The 13,543-nt window shown below is 59.8% G+C and carries 17 protein-coding genes and 4 tRNA genes; 8 read left to right on the forward strand and 13 right to left on the reverse strand.

Going from position 1 to position 13,543, the window contains the following annotated elements:
* Positions 1 to 337: 337 nt before the first annotated feature.
* The 4 genes from L6D74_RS11705 to L6D74_RS11720 form a co-directional block, all read right to left on the reverse strand.
* Positions 338 to 413 (reverse strand) — tRNA-His (locus L6D74_RS11705).
* A 76-nt stretch (positions 414 to 489) separates the two neighbouring features.
* A tRNA-Leu gene (locus L6D74_RS11710) sits at positions 490 to 574 on the reverse strand.
* A 57-nt stretch (positions 575 to 631) separates the two neighbouring features.
* Positions 632 to 707 (reverse strand) — tRNA-His (locus L6D74_RS11715).
* A gap of 32 nt (positions 708 to 739) precedes the next feature.
* A tRNA-Arg gene (locus tag L6D74_RS11720) sits at positions 740 to 816 on the reverse strand.
* 274 nt (positions 817 to 1,090) lie between these two features.
* On the opposite strand from L6D74_RS11720, the gene folD reads away from it, so the two are divergent.
* Both folD and pbpG read left to right on the forward strand, forming a co-directional pair.
* Positions 1,091 to 1,945: a bifunctional methylenetetrahydrofolate dehydrogenase/methenyltetrahydrofolate cyclohydrolase FolD gene (folD, locus tag L6D74_RS11725; RefSeq protein WP_011335038.1), complete on the forward strand. Its 855-nt coding sequence runs from the start codon at positions 1,091 to 1,093 to the stop codon at positions 1,943 to 1,945.
* A 229-nt stretch (positions 1,946 to 2,174) separates the two neighbouring features.
* Positions 2,175 to 3,113, forward strand: coding sequence for a D-alanyl-D-alanine endopeptidase (gene pbpG / locus L6D74_RS11730; RefSeq protein WP_011335039.1), 939 nt, complete (start codon positions 2,175 to 2,177; stop codon positions 3,111 to 3,113).
* A gap of 53 nt (positions 3,114 to 3,166) precedes the next feature.
* Here pbpG and L6D74_RS11735 read toward each other — a convergent pair whose 3' ends face one another.
* The 3 genes from L6D74_RS11735 to L6D74_RS11745 all read right to left on the reverse strand — a co-directional run bounded on the left by L6D74_RS11735 (position 3,167) and on the right by L6D74_RS11745 (position 4,357).
* On the reverse strand, positions 3,167 to 3,373 hold the full coding sequence (locus tag L6D74_RS11735) for a hypothetical protein (protein ID WP_007951563.1): 207 nt from the start codon (positions 3,371 to 3,373) through the stop codon (positions 3,167 to 3,169).
* A gap of 12 nt (positions 3,374 to 3,385) precedes the next feature.
* Complete coding sequence (locus tag L6D74_RS11740) at positions 3,386 to 3,592, reverse strand: DUF6021 family protein (RefSeq protein WP_041475356.1); 207 nt, start codon at positions 3,590 to 3,592, stop codon at positions 3,386 to 3,388.
* 93 nt (positions 3,593 to 3,685) lie between these two features.
* Positions 3,686 to 4,357, reverse strand: a complete 672-nt coding sequence (locus L6D74_RS11745) for a peptidase C39 family protein (protein WP_064597872.1) — start codon at positions 4,355 to 4,357, stop codon at positions 3,686 to 3,688.
* 231 nt (positions 4,358 to 4,588) lie between these two features.
* On the opposite strand from L6D74_RS11745, the gene L6D74_RS11750 reads away from it, so the two are divergent.
* Positions 4,589 to 4,756 (forward strand): hypothetical protein, encoded by a 168-nt coding sequence (locus L6D74_RS11750; protein ID WP_172829492.1) that lies wholly within the window; start codon positions 4,589 to 4,591, stop codon positions 4,754 to 4,756.
* A gap of 74 nt (positions 4,757 to 4,830) precedes the next feature.
* Here the strand turns inward: L6D74_RS11750 and L6D74_RS11755 are convergent, their stop codons facing one another.
* Positions 4,831 to 5,580 carry a TerC family protein gene (locus L6D74_RS11755; RefSeq protein WP_039767626.1) on the reverse strand — a complete coding sequence of 250 codons (750 nt, stop codon included), beginning with the start codon at positions 5,578 to 5,580 and terminating at the stop codon, positions 4,831 to 4,833.
* A 29-nt stretch (positions 5,581 to 5,609) separates the two neighbouring features.
* Positions 5,610 to 5,849, reverse strand: a complete 240-nt coding sequence (locus tag L6D74_RS11760; RefSeq protein ID WP_064597874.1) for a hypothetical protein — start codon at positions 5,847 to 5,849, stop codon at positions 5,610 to 5,612.
* Positions 5,850 to 5,995: 146 nt separating this feature from the next.
* Here L6D74_RS11760 and nhaR point away from each other — a divergent pair, with 146 nt between their 5' ends.
* Entirely contained in the window at positions 5,996 to 6,895 is a 900-nt protein-coding gene (gene nhaR / locus L6D74_RS11765; RefSeq protein ID WP_007951569.1) for a transcriptional activator NhaR, read from the forward strand.
* On the opposite strand, the gene L6D74_RS11770 is transcribed toward nhaR, so the two are convergent.
* On the reverse strand, positions 6,892 to 8,052 hold the full coding sequence (locus L6D74_RS11770; RefSeq protein ID WP_007951570.1) for an MFS transporter: 1,161 nt from the start codon (positions 8,050 to 8,052) through the stop codon (positions 6,892 to 6,894). The genes nhaR and L6D74_RS11770 overlap by 4 nt on opposite strands.
* Before the next feature lie 336 nt (positions 8,053 to 8,388).
* Here L6D74_RS11770 and sstT point away from each other — a divergent pair, with 336 nt between their 5' ends.
* Complete coding sequence (gene sstT, locus L6D74_RS11775; protein ID WP_236189241.1) at positions 8,389 to 9,621, forward strand: serine/threonine transporter SstT; 1,233 nt, start codon at positions 8,389 to 8,391, stop codon at positions 9,619 to 9,621.
* A gap of 65 nt (positions 9,622 to 9,686) precedes the next feature.
* Here sstT and L6D74_RS11780 read toward each other — a convergent pair whose 3' ends face one another.
* Positions 9,687 to 10,196 (reverse strand): DUF1993 domain-containing protein, encoded by a 510-nt coding sequence (locus L6D74_RS11780; protein WP_007951572.1) that lies wholly within the window; start codon positions 10,194 to 10,196, stop codon positions 9,687 to 9,689.
* Between the two features lie 125 nt (positions 10,197 to 10,321).
* Here L6D74_RS11780 and L6D74_RS11785 point away from each other — a divergent pair, with 125 nt between their 5' ends.
* Entirely contained in the window at positions 10,322 to 10,972 is a 651-nt protein-coding gene (locus L6D74_RS11785; RefSeq protein ID WP_236189242.1) for a YceH family protein, read from the forward strand.
* A gap of 17 nt (positions 10,973 to 10,989) precedes the next feature.
* Here the strand turns inward: L6D74_RS11785 and L6D74_RS11790 are convergent, their stop codons facing one another.
* Entirely contained in the window at positions 10,990 to 11,508 is a 519-nt protein-coding gene (locus L6D74_RS11790; protein ID WP_039767631.1) for a cupin domain-containing protein, read from the reverse strand.
* 97 nt (positions 11,509 to 11,605) lie between these two features.
* Entirely contained in the window at positions 11,606 to 12,424 is an 819-nt protein-coding gene (locus L6D74_RS11795; protein ID WP_064597881.1) for a shikimate 5-dehydrogenase, read from the reverse strand.
* Positions 12,425 to 12,678: 254 nt separating this feature from the next.
* On the opposite strand from L6D74_RS11795, the gene L6D74_RS11800 reads away from it, so the two are divergent.
* Positions 12,679 to 13,029, forward strand: a complete 351-nt coding sequence (locus tag L6D74_RS11800; protein ID WP_007951578.1) for a hypothetical protein — start codon at positions 12,679 to 12,681, stop codon at positions 13,027 to 13,029.
* 258 nt (positions 13,030 to 13,287) lie between these two features.
* Positions 13,288 to 13,482 carry a hypothetical protein gene (locus L6D74_RS11805; RefSeq protein ID WP_007951579.1) on the forward strand — a complete coding sequence of 65 codons (195 nt, stop codon included), beginning with the start codon at positions 13,288 to 13,290 and terminating at the stop codon, positions 13,480 to 13,482.
* Positions 13,483 to 13,543 lie beyond the last annotated feature (61 nt).

The raw sequence follows: 13,543 nt of genomic DNA on the forward strand, positions 1-13,543 counted from the left end.
TCTAGTAGGTCAAACTCAAGAAGTCACCCTACTGAAAACGGGTAAAAAAACAGCAGGCCATTTGAAGGCGGGGACAAGCGGTTGCGCCTCGCCTTGTTAGCAAATACAGCCAATTCAAGCCAGGGCTCTGCGCCAACCTCTTCTATATATAGAGGCGGTTGAATCATCTCCCTGACAGGCGACCTCGCAAGCAAGGCCGGCGGACAGCGCAGCATCATCGAACAACATTAATACGACGAAGCACCCTGCCCTGCGACCCGAAACCTGCAGCCGCCGAAATGCGAAACCGTAAAACAAAAAAGGCGCCAGACTGTTAAATCTGGCGCCTTTCGGAATATGGGGTGGACGATGGGGATCGAACCCACGACAACGGGAGTCACAATCCCGTGCTCTACCAACTGAGCTACGCCCACCATATTGCGTGCCAAAGAAGCCAAACAACTTCTTTGTAGAACTTCACCCGGCCAATGGCATGAATGAAGCTTTGATTGGTGCGGATGAAGAGACTCGAACTCTTACGCCTCGCGGCGCTGGAACCTAAATCCAGTGTGTCTACCAATTCCACCACATCCGCAGATGAAGCTTTTAAAGCAAAGGCGCCAGACTGTTACATCTGGCGCCTTTCGAAATATGGGGTGGACGATGGGGATCGAACCCACGACAACGGGAGTCACAATCCCGTGCTCTACCAACTGAGCTACGCCCACCATATCGCGTTACTTGTGCCAATGCTGCCTAATGGCGCACCCGGCAGGACTCGAACCTGCGACCATCCGCTTAGAAGGCGGATGCTCTATCCAGCTGAGCTACGGGCGCCTTGTTAGCTGTACCCTTGGAGGACTACAAACTAAGTGCTTTCCAGCCTCGCAAAACGTTGATTTCGCTCGACCTTCTTAACCAGTGCTAGGCTGTGCCCGACAAGTGCGACGAATAGTATAGAGCGACCTGAAGGTCGTCAAATCCTTTTTGAAAAAAATTCATTTAATTAAAGGGCTTAGGGGAATTTGCTGACCAAGCGCCTTTGCCCTCACCGTTTGACATGCGAGAATGCGTTCTCTTTTTTTCCCCTCTCGATGGTTAATCACGCGCAATGACTGCACAACTAATCGACGGCAAATCGATCGCCGCCAGCCTGCGCCAGCAGATCGCCCAACGGGTTGCCGAACGTCGCCAGCAAGGTCTGCGCACGCCAGGCCTCGCGGTGATCCTGGTCGGCAGCGATCCTGCCTCTCAGGTTTATGTCTCGCACAAGCGTAAAGACTGTGAAGAGGTCGGCTTCCTCTCTCAAGCCTACGACCTGCCTTCCGAAACCACTCAAGAAGCGCTGACCGATCTGATCGATCGACTGAACGACGACCCGGCAATCGACGGCGTTCTGCTTCAACTTCCTCTGCCAGAGCACCTGGACGCTTCCAAACTGCTGGAACGCATCCGCCCGGACAAGGACGTCGACGGTTTCCATCCTTATAACGTCGGTCGTCTGGCCCAGCGTATTCCGCTGCTGCGTCCGTGCACCCCGAAGGGCATCATGACCCTGCTGGAAAGCACCGGTGCCGATCTGTACGGGATGGACGCGGTGGTTGTTGGCGCATCCAACATCGTCGGTCGTCCGATGGCGATGGAGCTGCTGCTGGCCGGTTGCACCGTAACCGTTACCCACCGCTTCACCAAGGATCTGGCCGGACACGTCGGCCGCGCAGACCTGGTGGTCGTGGCCGCCGGCAAGCCGGGCCTGGTCAAGGGCGAGTGGATCAAGGAAGGCGCGATCGTGATCGACGTCGGCATCAACCGCCAGGAAGACGGCAAACTGGTGGGTGATGTGGTCTACGAGACCGCCCTGCCCCGCGCCGGCTGGATCACTCCGGTACCCGGCGGCGTCGGCCCGATGACCCGCGCCTGCCTGCTGGAAAACACCCTCTACGCGGCAGAAACCCTGCACGCCTGAGTCGCGTTTTCCGCGCTCCGAGAACCCCGCCTTGTGCGGGGTTTTTCATGCCCTCGAAAAAACCTTTACCGTTCGCCGGAAACCCCTATTTTTACAGGGCTTTTCACGACTTTTTCATGCCTTGCGGACAACCATCGACAGTTCTTCAACCATACTCCTACAATGCGTCGTTTTTACGACACAGGCCGTTACAAAGAACGGCATTTCCAACCTTCATGAGTTCGCCCGCGTGAATATTCGTCTGTCCATCCTGAGCCTGGTTTTTGCATTTTCAGGCACGCTCCTCACGCCAACGGTCAACGCCGCCGAAACCACCGCCGCCCCTCGAGACGCTTCGCAATTGAAGATTGCCTCCGGCAGCGCCCTGCTGATGGATCTGCAGACCAACAAAGTCATTTATTCCAGCAACCCGGACGTGGTGGTGCCCATCGCTTCCGTGAGCAAATTGATGACCGGTTTGGTAGTGGTCGAAGCGCACCAGAACATGGACGAATGGATTGACGTCGACATCAGCCACACGCCGGAAATGAAAGGCGTGTTTTCCCGCGTCAAGCTGCGCAGCGAACTGCCCCGCCGGGAGATGCTGCTGATTGCCCTGATGTCCTCGGAAAACCGCGCCGCCGCCAGCCTGGCTCACCACTACCCGGGCGGTTACGCGGCATTCATCGCAGCGATGAACGCCAAGGCCAAGGCGCTGGGCATGACCAGCACACATTTTGTGGAGCCCACCGGCCTGTCCGAGCGCAACGTCTCCACCGCCCGCGACCTGAGCAAGTTGCTGGTGGCTGCGCACAAACAGCCGCTGCTCATCGAGCTGACCACCACCAAGGAAAAGACCGTTTCGTTCCGCAAACCCAATTACACCTTGGGCTTCCGTAACACCGATCACCTGGTCAACAAGGCCGACTGGGATATCCGCATCACTAAGACCGGTTTCACCAACCCTGCCGGTCACTGTCTGGTGTTGGTGACCCGCATGGCCAACCGCCCGGTCGCCCTGGTGATTCTCGACGCGTTCGGCAAATACACTCACTTCGCCGATGCCAGCCGCATCCGCAGTTGGGTGGAAACCGGCAAGAGTGCCAACGTCCCCGCCGTGGCTCAGCAATACAAGGCCGACAAAAACCTCAAGAGTCGCCAGAGCGGCGTGATCGAAGCGTCCAAGTAATCCGTCCCCCCATGAAAAAGCCCCGAATCGTCGGGGCTTTTTCATTTATGCACTCAGTCGTTGGGCAACGGCATCTTGTCGTCATCGGGAATGCCGTCACCAGCGCTCGGGTCGCGGGAATGCTCCGGCGTCACTACCGCCGGACGCGCCAGCGGATCGCGCAGAGGGCTCTCAGGATCCAGCACCGGATCAACTTCCGGCTCAGGCGTGGTGGGCACACTGTCAGGCTTGTGGTCGTCGAAACTCGAATCGGTACTCATACGCACCTCGCTTCAAGGCTTGAGATCAGCCAAGGGATCGTAAGGCTTGGCCGGACGCTTGGGATCGTCGCCCGGCTGCACATCCTTCGGCGCCTTCGCCGGGCCAATGGGATCGACTTGCGGATCGTCCAGATCAGGCGAGTCCGGATCGAAGCCCAGGTCGTCGCCGCTGCCATGCTCGGAAGAATGCGGCCCGCTGGGTGAAGTTGGAATTGCCATATTCGCCTCCTGAAACTGGCCCGTAAAACACGGGACGCTACAGTTCAGAGGCGCATCCTCCGCCAGGGTGCCCGACAGGCGACGAACGGAACCTCAATGCGCCGCCAGCGCCTTCCTCGCCTGCGCCGCTTCCCGCTCCTGCCCGGCTTGCGCCAGTGCGTCGGCAGCCTTGAGCCAGCGCTGTTGATCGACCGCCGCCGGAATCTGCGTCGGCTTCTGGATCAACACTGCCCAGCCGCCGGATTTTTCCAGGGCCGACTCGAACGAGCTGAAGCTCATCAATTCACGGCGATTCATCCCGGCGCGCAGCAGCACCTTCTGCTTCAAGCGATCGTAGCCGGACAGGATCGCGTAACGCGGCTCCGCCCAAAACGCCGAACCTTCGCTGAAACGCACCATCACCGGATACCCGGCCGCCACCTGAGTCAGCAGCGCCGAGAGGTTGCTGTCCAGCGGATACACGACCATGCCGTATTCACGGGCAAGGTTCTGCAGATTCTGTTGCAACTTGTCCTCGGCGCCCGGCAAATGCAGCGGTTTTTCCAGCAAACCCGGGGTGATCACGATGCCCTGCTGCGACAGCAGGCTGGCCAGCACTTGCGGCCCGCTTTGATAGGCCTCACCGCGATAGAACGTACCACTAAGCTCGACCCGCTCCGGCAGGCGCTTGACCTCCGGCGCCACACTGCCCGCACACCCCACCAATGCTGTCACGCAACCGGCCACCAGCAGCGCCGCGCGAATCCGGGAAAATAGCTGCACCATCGTCACTCTCTTGATCAGTTACCGGTCATCGTGTTCCGGCTTGGTCGAGGATCATAGGACGGCGCCACGCTGCGGTATAGCCCAAAGCGGCAGATGCGTCGGCTGCATAGAGCGAACTGATTGGTCACCACCGACCTTCGGTCAATAGCTTGAAACACACCAGCGACTAGACTGTCATTCAGACAAGAGCCAAAGAAAGCGCGCCCGACGCAGGGCAAAGAGGAGGCACAGATGAGCCTGACCATGACCATCGTAATGCTGATTGCCGGCTGGCTGGCCGTTGCCGCCGCCATGCTGTGGGGCGTGTTGCGGATTTCCCGCCGCCATCACCACCCGGTTCAACCTGCACCGAACAGGAAGATCGATAAACACGACGCCCGTCACGCCACCGCGCACTGATTTTCCGTAACCGACTCCAACAAAAAGGCCGCCTGGACTCTCGCAAGTTCAGGCGGCCTTTGGTTTTCCAGCGATTACGCTTCGGCAGTCAGTTTCTTCTGCTTGGCGCGGCGCGACATCATGTTCAGCACTTCAATCGCAGCCGAGAACGCCATGGCGGCATACACATAACCTTTCGGTACGTGGGCGCCAAAGCCTTCGGCGATCAGCGTCATGCCGATCATGATCAGGAAGCCCAGAGCCAGCATGACCACCGTCGGGTTGTCGTTGATGAACTTGGCCAGCGGGTCAGCTGCAAACAGCATCACCAGCACCGAGACCACAACCGCAATCACCATGATCGGCAAGTGTTCGGTCATGCCGACAGCGGTAATGATGCTGTCGATCGAGAACACCATGTCAAGCATCAGGATCTGCCCGATGGCGGCGGCGAAGCCCAGGGTCACCTTCGACGTCGCGGTCTTCGGATCTTCCGGTGCCGGGTCCATGCTGTGATGGATCTCTGTCGTCGCTTTCCACAACAGGAACAGGCCGCCGGCGATCAGGATCATGTCCTTCCAGGAGAACGCGTGGCCGAGGATCTCGATGACCGGCGCGGTCAGCTGAACGATGAACGCGATGGTGCTCAACAGGGCCAGACGCATGATCAGCGCCATGCCGATCCCCAGACGACGGGCCTTCTGCCGGTACTGCTCGGGCAGTTTGTTGGTCAGGATCGAGATGAAGATCAGGTTATCGATGCCGAGCACGATTTCCATCACCACGAGTGTGGCCAAAGCAATCCATGCGGTCGGGCTGGAAGCGAGTTCTAACAGGTATTCCATGGGTCAGTCCTGACTCTGTATAAGACGGTTTAGATTTCCTGGGAGGACGATTCGGATTTTTCTTCGTCGTCTTTCGGTTCTTTCTTGCTGATCAGATTGCCGGTGGCATCGCTGAGCGCCTGCTCGGCGGCTTTGTGCGTGTCGTCGATGGCTTGTTTGGCCGCCTCGGCCGCCTGCCCCATCAGTTGCTGCGCGCTCTTTTCGGCCTGGTCGCAACCGGCCAGTACCAGTAAAGACGCGATCAACAGCCCCGTAGTTTTTAGTTTCATGATGCTTCCCTCGATAGAACTGACAGAGCGGTACAGACCGGCCGTCGATGGCTGGGCATTCTAGGGAGACAAACACTTCAGGAAAATTCGTATTTTTAGCGGCTATACTTCGATTTATACGAACTGTATTGGACGGACCGAACCCCATGCTCAATTACCGACAACTGCATTACTTCTGGGTGGTGGCCAAGACCGGCAGCATCGTGCGCGCCTGCGAGCAACTGAACCTGACGCCGCAGACCATCAGCGGGCAGATTTCCCTGCTCGAACAAACCTACGGTATCGAGCTGTTTCAACGGGTCGGCCGCCAGCTTGAGCTCACCGAAGCCGGGCGTCAGGCCCTGCCCTACGCCGAACAGATGTTCCAGCTCGGCGGTGAACTGGAGCTGATGCTGCGCGCCCAGCCCAATGAACAGCAGATCCTGTTTCGGGTCGGCGTGGCGGACGTAGTGCCCAAATCCATCGTTTATCGCCTGATCGCGCCGACCATGGAATTGAGCGAGCCACTGCGCATCACCTGCCGCGAAGACAAACTCGAGCGCCTGCTGGCAGACCTGGCAATCCAGCGCCTGGACCTGGTGATTTCCGACAGCCCGATGCCCTCGCACCTGGACATCAAGGGCTACAGCCAGAAGCTAGGCGAATGCGGGATCAGTTTTTTCGCCACCGCCGAACTGGCCGCGCAATACGGTCAGGATTTCCCGCGCAGCCTGCACGGTGCGCCGCTGTTGATCCCCGGCGCGGAAACCGTGGTGCGCAGCCGTCTACAGCGCTGGTTCGCCGAGCAGCAGATTCAGCCGAGGATTGTCGGGGAGTTCGATGACAGCGCCTTGATGCAGGCGTTCGGCCAGTCCGGCAGCGGGATTTTCATCGGCCCGAGCGTGATTGCCGATGAGGTGAAGCGCCAGTACGGCGTCGAGTTGATCGGCCAGACCGATGCGGTGAGCGAGTCGTTCTACGCGATCTCGGTGGAGCGCAAGGTCAAGCACCCCGGCATCAAAGCGATTACCGAAGGTGCCCGACGCGAGCTGTTTACAGCCTTTTAAGCCGGCGCGCAGACGTCGCGCGGCTTGAGCACCATCAGCACCATGGCGAGGAAAATCGACAGCAGGATGAACCCGGCGGCGGCGAAACCCACAAAGCCCAGGCCGGCGCTGTCAATCACCCGACCGCCAATGATCGCGCCCAGACCAATCCCGAGGTTGGCCCCGGCGATGTTCAGCGACGCGGCGAAGGCCGGCGCTTCAGGAGCCGCTTTCATCAAGCGCACGTGGCTGACCAGAAACAGCGCCGCCTGGGTCACGCCCCAGATGCCCATCGCCGCCGCCAGACCCAGCGACGAATTGATGTTCGGCACCAGCGCCACCATCCCCGGAATCATGAACGCGCAGAACATCACCGAAGCCATCAGCGGATGACGATCCACCGCACGACCGCCCAGCGAGTTGCCGATCAGACCGACCGCGCCAAAGCCCATCAGGCACCAGCCGACCACGGTGCCATTGAAGCCGGCCAGCCTTTCGAGAATATCCGCCAGATAGGTGTAGGCGGTGAACATGCCACTGAACACCAGGATCGACAGCAGCACATGACCCAGCATCAGCGGGCTGCGCAGGATCTTGAACTGCGAAGCGAAACTGACCTGATGCTGGTGCAGGCTGGTTTTCGGCAGGTAGACAAACAGCAGCAACGCCTTGGCGAATGCAATCACCGCCAGAATGGCGAACGCACTGCGCCAGCCGAACGCATCGGAAATCAGCGTGCCAACCGGAATGCCGAACACGGTGGCGCAGACAATGCCGAAGCCGATCTTGGCGATCGCGCGACCGGCGAAGTCCGGGCCGACGATATCCACCGCCGTTTCGCTGGCCAGCGCCCAGAACACCGGCAACCCCAACGCCGGGATCAACCGGGCAATGGCCATCACCCAGATGTTCGGCGCCAATGCCGCCACGGTATTGGCCAGGCCGAACATGATCAGGATGGTGATGAACAGCTTGCGTCGCTCGAAGCGGGCGAAATACGCGGTCAAGAAAGGACCGAACATGGCCACGGTAAAAGCGAACAGCGTCACCAGCAGCCCGGCTTGCGGGATGGTGACAGCAAGATCGCGGGCAATCGCCGGCAGCAGGCCGACGATGACGAACTCCGTGGTCAGCACCGTAAACCCGGCGGCAGACAACAGAAGGATGGGCAACAGCATGAGGAACTCCAGCAAAACGACGACACCAGCGTTGACCCGAGGGCCCGCTGGCAGAACTTGAAAATAAGGATGCGCAATCTTAACAGAGTGTTTCCCGAGTGACTTGCACAAACCTGTCTAAGTTGTAGATGGATCCGGTGGCAGATCGTCACAGGCCTGAAGGAATCGGACGACCCTGTGATAAAGTCCGCGCCCTGCAAAACGTACACCCTGTTCAACCACCCGTTTAACGGCGTGGCTGGCGCGTCAGTCCTTTCGGTTTGCGTCCGTGGCCTGCCCCCGATCAATCGCCCGGATCACGCAACCTTGCACCCTATAAAAACAGAGATGCCGTTCATGACCGCTTCATCCCCTTCTCTATTGCAACGTCTTAAAAGCCTCAGCCTGGTCACCCAGATCCTGATCGGCCTGATTGCCAGCATCGCCCTCGCGCTGTTCGCGCCGGAAGCGGCCAAAGGCACGGCCTTCATCGGCAAAGTGTTCGTCTCGGCCCTGAAAGCCGTGGCGCCGATCCTGGTGTTCGTGCTGGTCATGGCGTCGATCGCCAACCACAAGCACGGCCAGGAAACTCACATCCGGCCGATTCTGTTCCTGTATCTGCTGGGCACCTTCGCCGCTGCCGTGGTCGCGGTGATTGCCAGCATGATGTTCCCGTCGCATCTGGTGCTGTCCACCGACAATATCGCTGTAAGCGCGCCGGGCGGCATCAGTGAAGTGCTGCAAAGCCTGTTGCTGAGCGTGGTCGACAACCCGGTGAGCGCACTGATGAACGCCAACTTCATCGGCATTCTGGCCTGGGCCATCGGCATGGGCGTGGCGATCCGCCACGCCGGCGACACCACCCGCGAGGTGCTGGGTGATCTGTCCAACGGCGTGACGCTGATTGTCCGGGTGGTGATTCGCTTCGCACCGCTGGGCATTTTCGGTCTGGTAGCGTCGACCCTGGCCACCTCCGGGTTTGGCGCATTGATCGGTTATGCGCACCTGCTGGCGGTACTGCTCGGCTGCATGCTGTTCGTGGCGCTGGTGATGAACCCGCTGATCGTGTTCTGGAAGCTGCGCCGCAACCCGTACCCGCTAACGCTCCAGTGCCTGCGTGAAAGCGGCATCACTGCGTTTTTCACCCGCAGCTCGGCGGCGAACATTCCGGTCAATCTGGAACTGAGCAAGCGCCTGGGCCTGCATGAAGACACCTATTCGGTATCGATCCCGCTCGGCGCCACCATCAACATGGCCGGCGCGGCGATCACCATCACCGTGCTGACCCTCGCCGCCGTGCACACCTTGGGTATCGCCGTGGACATCCCGACCGCGATCCTGCTCAGCGTCGTCGCTGCGATCTGCGCCTGCGGTGCCTCGGGCGTGGCCGGTGGTTCGCTGCTGTTGATCCCGCTGGCGTGCAGCCTGTTCGGCATCCCGAGCGAAATCGCCATGCAGGTGGTGGCCGTCGGTTTCATCATCGGCGTGCTGCAGGATTCGGCCGAAACGGCGCTGAACTCCTCCACCGACGTGCTGTTCACCGCCGCCGCGTGCCTGGGCGAAGAGCAGAAAACCCAGCGTCCGGCGTAAAAAACCGGCGCAATAAAAAGCCCGCCAAGGCGCAGACCTTGGCGGGCTTTTTATTGCAGAACGTTTTAGAACGCGCCCATGTAATCGCGCTTGCCCACTTCCACCCCGTTATGACGCAGCAGTGCGTAGGTGGTGGTGACGTGGAAGAAGAACTGCGGCAGACCGTAGCTCAGCAGATAAGCCTGGCCGCTGAAGCGCTTCTCTTTCGGGGTGCCCGGGCGAGTCACGATCTCGATGCCTTCCTTGCCATTGATTTGCTCTGGCTTGATCTCGCCGATGAAGGCCAGAACCTTGGCGATCAGCGCTTGCAGCTCGGCGAAGGTGGTTTCGGTGTCGTCATATTTCGGAATTTCGATTTCGGCCAGACGCGAGGAAACGCCTTTGGCGAAGTCCACGGCGATCTGCACCTGACGCACCAGCGGGAACATGTCCGGGTACAGACGCGCTTGCAGGAAGGCGTTCGGGTCGATGTTTTTCTCGGTGGCGTGGGCTTCAGCCTTTTTCAGCACATCGCTCACGGCGTTGAGCATTTGTTGAAAAACCGGGACGGATGCGGCGTACAGGGAAATGGTCATGGCAGTCTCACGTGGTGGCTGGGTGAATCGTGGGGGCGATTATAGCCATGCTCGCGGGCGGCGCGGCTTGTCTTTTATCCAGCAAGGATTAGGCTAGGCGCCTTCGACTGCAGAGGGAACGCGCGATGACCACAGAATTTGAAACCCGCTCCGACGAACCAAGGCTCAACGCCACGGAAATCCGCATTCTGGGCTCGTTGATCGAGAAACAGGCCACCAGCCCGGAAACCTACCCGTTGACCCTCAACGCACTGGTGCTGGCCTGCAACCAGAAAACCAGCCGGGAGCCAGTGATGAACCTGACTCAGGGCCAGGTCGGCCAGAGCCTGCGCGCCCTCGAAAGCCGCGGCTTCACCAAACTGGTGATGGGCAGCCGCGCCGACCGCTGGGAGCATAAGGTCGACAAGGCGCTGGAGCTGGTGCCGGCGCAATTGATCCTGACCGGGTTGATGTTCCTGCGCGGCCCGCAGACCGTCAACGAACTGCTGACCCGCAGCGGTCGCATGCATGAGTTTGAAGACGCCGAACAAGTGGTGCATCAGCTGGAACGCCTGATCGCCCGGGAGCTGGCGGTGTTGATTCCACGTCAGGCCGGCCAGCGCGAAGATCGTTATACCCACGCGCTGGGCGATCCGGCGGACATCGAGGCGATTATCGCGGCGCGGCAGAACCAGAGTGATCGCGGCGCTGCCAGCGGCGTGTCAGTGGAGCGCATCGAAGAGCTGGAAGCGCGGATTGCGGCGCTGGAAGAGCGTCTGGCCCGTCTCGAAGAATAAGTGCACCGGGGACGGTGTTATTCGCCGTCCCAGTAATCCACCCCGTCCGCCTGCCGCGCCACCGCCACGAAGCCCGAGGCATTGCCTTCGGCATCGACGCTGAAGTTGTCCATCACCGCGTATTTGTTGGAATCCGGGTACTCGCAGATTTCCGGTTGCTGCTGGGTGCTGACCGCCAGATAGCGCAGTTCCGCAGCACTGGTGTTGATGATCTGATGCGCAGCTTCCGGGCCGCCCGGTGGGCAGGCGATCACGTCGCCGGCGCGAATCGGGAAACGCTCGGCGCCGAGGCGCACTTCCCCTTCCCCGGCCACCACGTAAAACATTTCCTCATTGACCCGATGACTGTGAAACGGACTGCCACGCATGCCCGGCGGTAGCGCATACAGGCGATATCCGAGCTTTTGCGCGCCCAATTGCTGGCCGACCCGGGCGAACCGTTGCTGATAACGCCCGGCGGTTTCGCCCTCGGGGGCCAATGATTCGGGAAGCGGTTCGAGTTCGACGTCATTCAGGTTGAGAATGGGCGGATGCATGCAAACCTCGGCTTTTGTGATGGGCAAGTCTGTGCTTGCTGATCCGGCAGTATAGGCAACGGCAAATTCGGGCGGATATGCCGTTGCTCAGGCGCCATCAACTGCGGGCAAACGCCACCGCCGCATCGAACTGCTCGACCGTCGGCCGCACGCCGGTGTACAGCACGAACTGCTCCAGCGCCTGGATCGCGATGACTTCCAGCCCGGTGATCACCTTTTTACCTTCGGCACGACCGCGCACGATCAGCGGGGTTTCCGAGGGGATCGCCACCACATCGAACACGGTGTCGGCAGACTTGATCACATCCACCTCAAACGACAGTTGACCCGCTTCCGGGCCACCGTCCATGCCGACAGGGGTCACGTTGATCAGCATCTGCGGGCGCTCGTCGCCCAGTTCCGCCTGCCAGCGATACCCCAGGGAGTCCGCCAGCGCACGCCCGGCGCGCTCGTTGCGAGCGACGATCAAACCATTTTTGTAACCGCCATCGCGCAAGGCACTGGCCACAGCCTTGGCCATGCCGCCGCTGCCGCGCAGGGCGAAAGTCGAGTCCTTCGGCACCGCGTGGGTTTCCAGCAACTGGGCGATGGCGATGTAATCGGTGTTGTAGGCCTTGAGATGGCCGTTGGTGTTGACGATGGTGTTGATCGACTGGATCGCCGCCGCCGAGGCGTCCAGCTCATCAACCAGCGCAATGCTCGCTTCCTTGAACGGCATCGACACGCCGCAACCACGAATCCCCAGCGCGCGGATCCCGCCGACCGCACCGGGAAGGTCCTGGCTGCTGAACGCCTTATAGTAGAAATTCAGCCCCAGTTGTTCATACAAATGGTTATGAAAACGCAGACCGAAATTCCCGGGACGCCCAGACAGGGACATGCACAATTGGGTGTCTTTGTTGGGGTTCATCTGCATGGGAGGCTCCTTCGTATGCACTTTCGGATGGACGGGATTAGCCAGGCCATCGGGTTCTGAACGATCATAAGGCGGTCTGTTCCGGGCATCACAGTCGATGCCGCAAGCTTGGTAAACAAACCGGTACAGACCTTACACAAAATTTACCTGGCGGCCGTGCTGTTTTTCAAAATGTTGCTGTCTTAGAAGTATCCCCGCGCCATTCCGGGCCTGTTGCAGGTTCGGACGCCGGGTCGAAGAACCGAGGAATTATCATGATTCGTAAACTCCCCATCGTGGCCTTGTTGATTGGTGCATTCGCGATCACGGGTCAGGCAGAAGCCCACGGCGGTGGCTGGCAGGGCCCGGCGGTATTTGGTGCGATCGTCGGCTCGGCCATCATCGGCTCGGCGCTCATTAACCAGGATCGGCCGGTGTATGTCCAACAGCCTGTTTACGCTCAACCGGCTCCGGTCTACGTCCAGCAACCGCCGCCACCGGTTTATTACCAGCCGGCCCCGGTCTATGTGCAGCAACCGGTCTACGTCCAACCGGCCCCGGTGTATTACGGCCCGCCGCGTGGTTATTACGGCCGGCCACACTACTACGGTGGCCCGCGCTGGTAATCGGCACACGAAGCCCCGCTTGATAGCGGGGCTTTTTATTGCGCGCATATTATTGCCCGCGGAAAAGCCAACCGTCCGTCGGCCAAGGTCTGAAAAAATCTCGCCAAGGTCGCTGTGGGGACAGTTTGAACCGTTAAAGTCGGCATGATGGACTCGACCGTCGGGGGCAACACACAAACGGTCATCTATTTGTCATGACGGAACCGCACTCTGAATCCGTCCGCAAACAACAGGTTGATAACAACAAGGACGACTTGAATGCCTACACAGAATCCGCACCGCATCGTCGGTTTATGCACCTCGAGCAAGGTCTACAACGCCCTGACCGAACTCAAGCACCTGGAAGGCCACCGCACGGCGAAGTTTCTCTCGTTGCTGGCGGAAAACCTGGTGCGCAAGGGTTTTCTCAACGAACACGAGATCGTGCACATGCTCGATCAAGTGGTGGATTGAGCCAGCCCTCAGCGGCGTCAATGACCACTATCGAAAGCGTTGATTGTCCCTGAAACGGCCA

Source organism: Pseudomonas pharyngis (assembly GCF_021602345.1).
GTDB lineage: Bacteria > Pseudomonadota > Gammaproteobacteria > Pseudomonadales > Pseudomonadaceae > Aquipseudomonas > Aquipseudomonas pharyngis.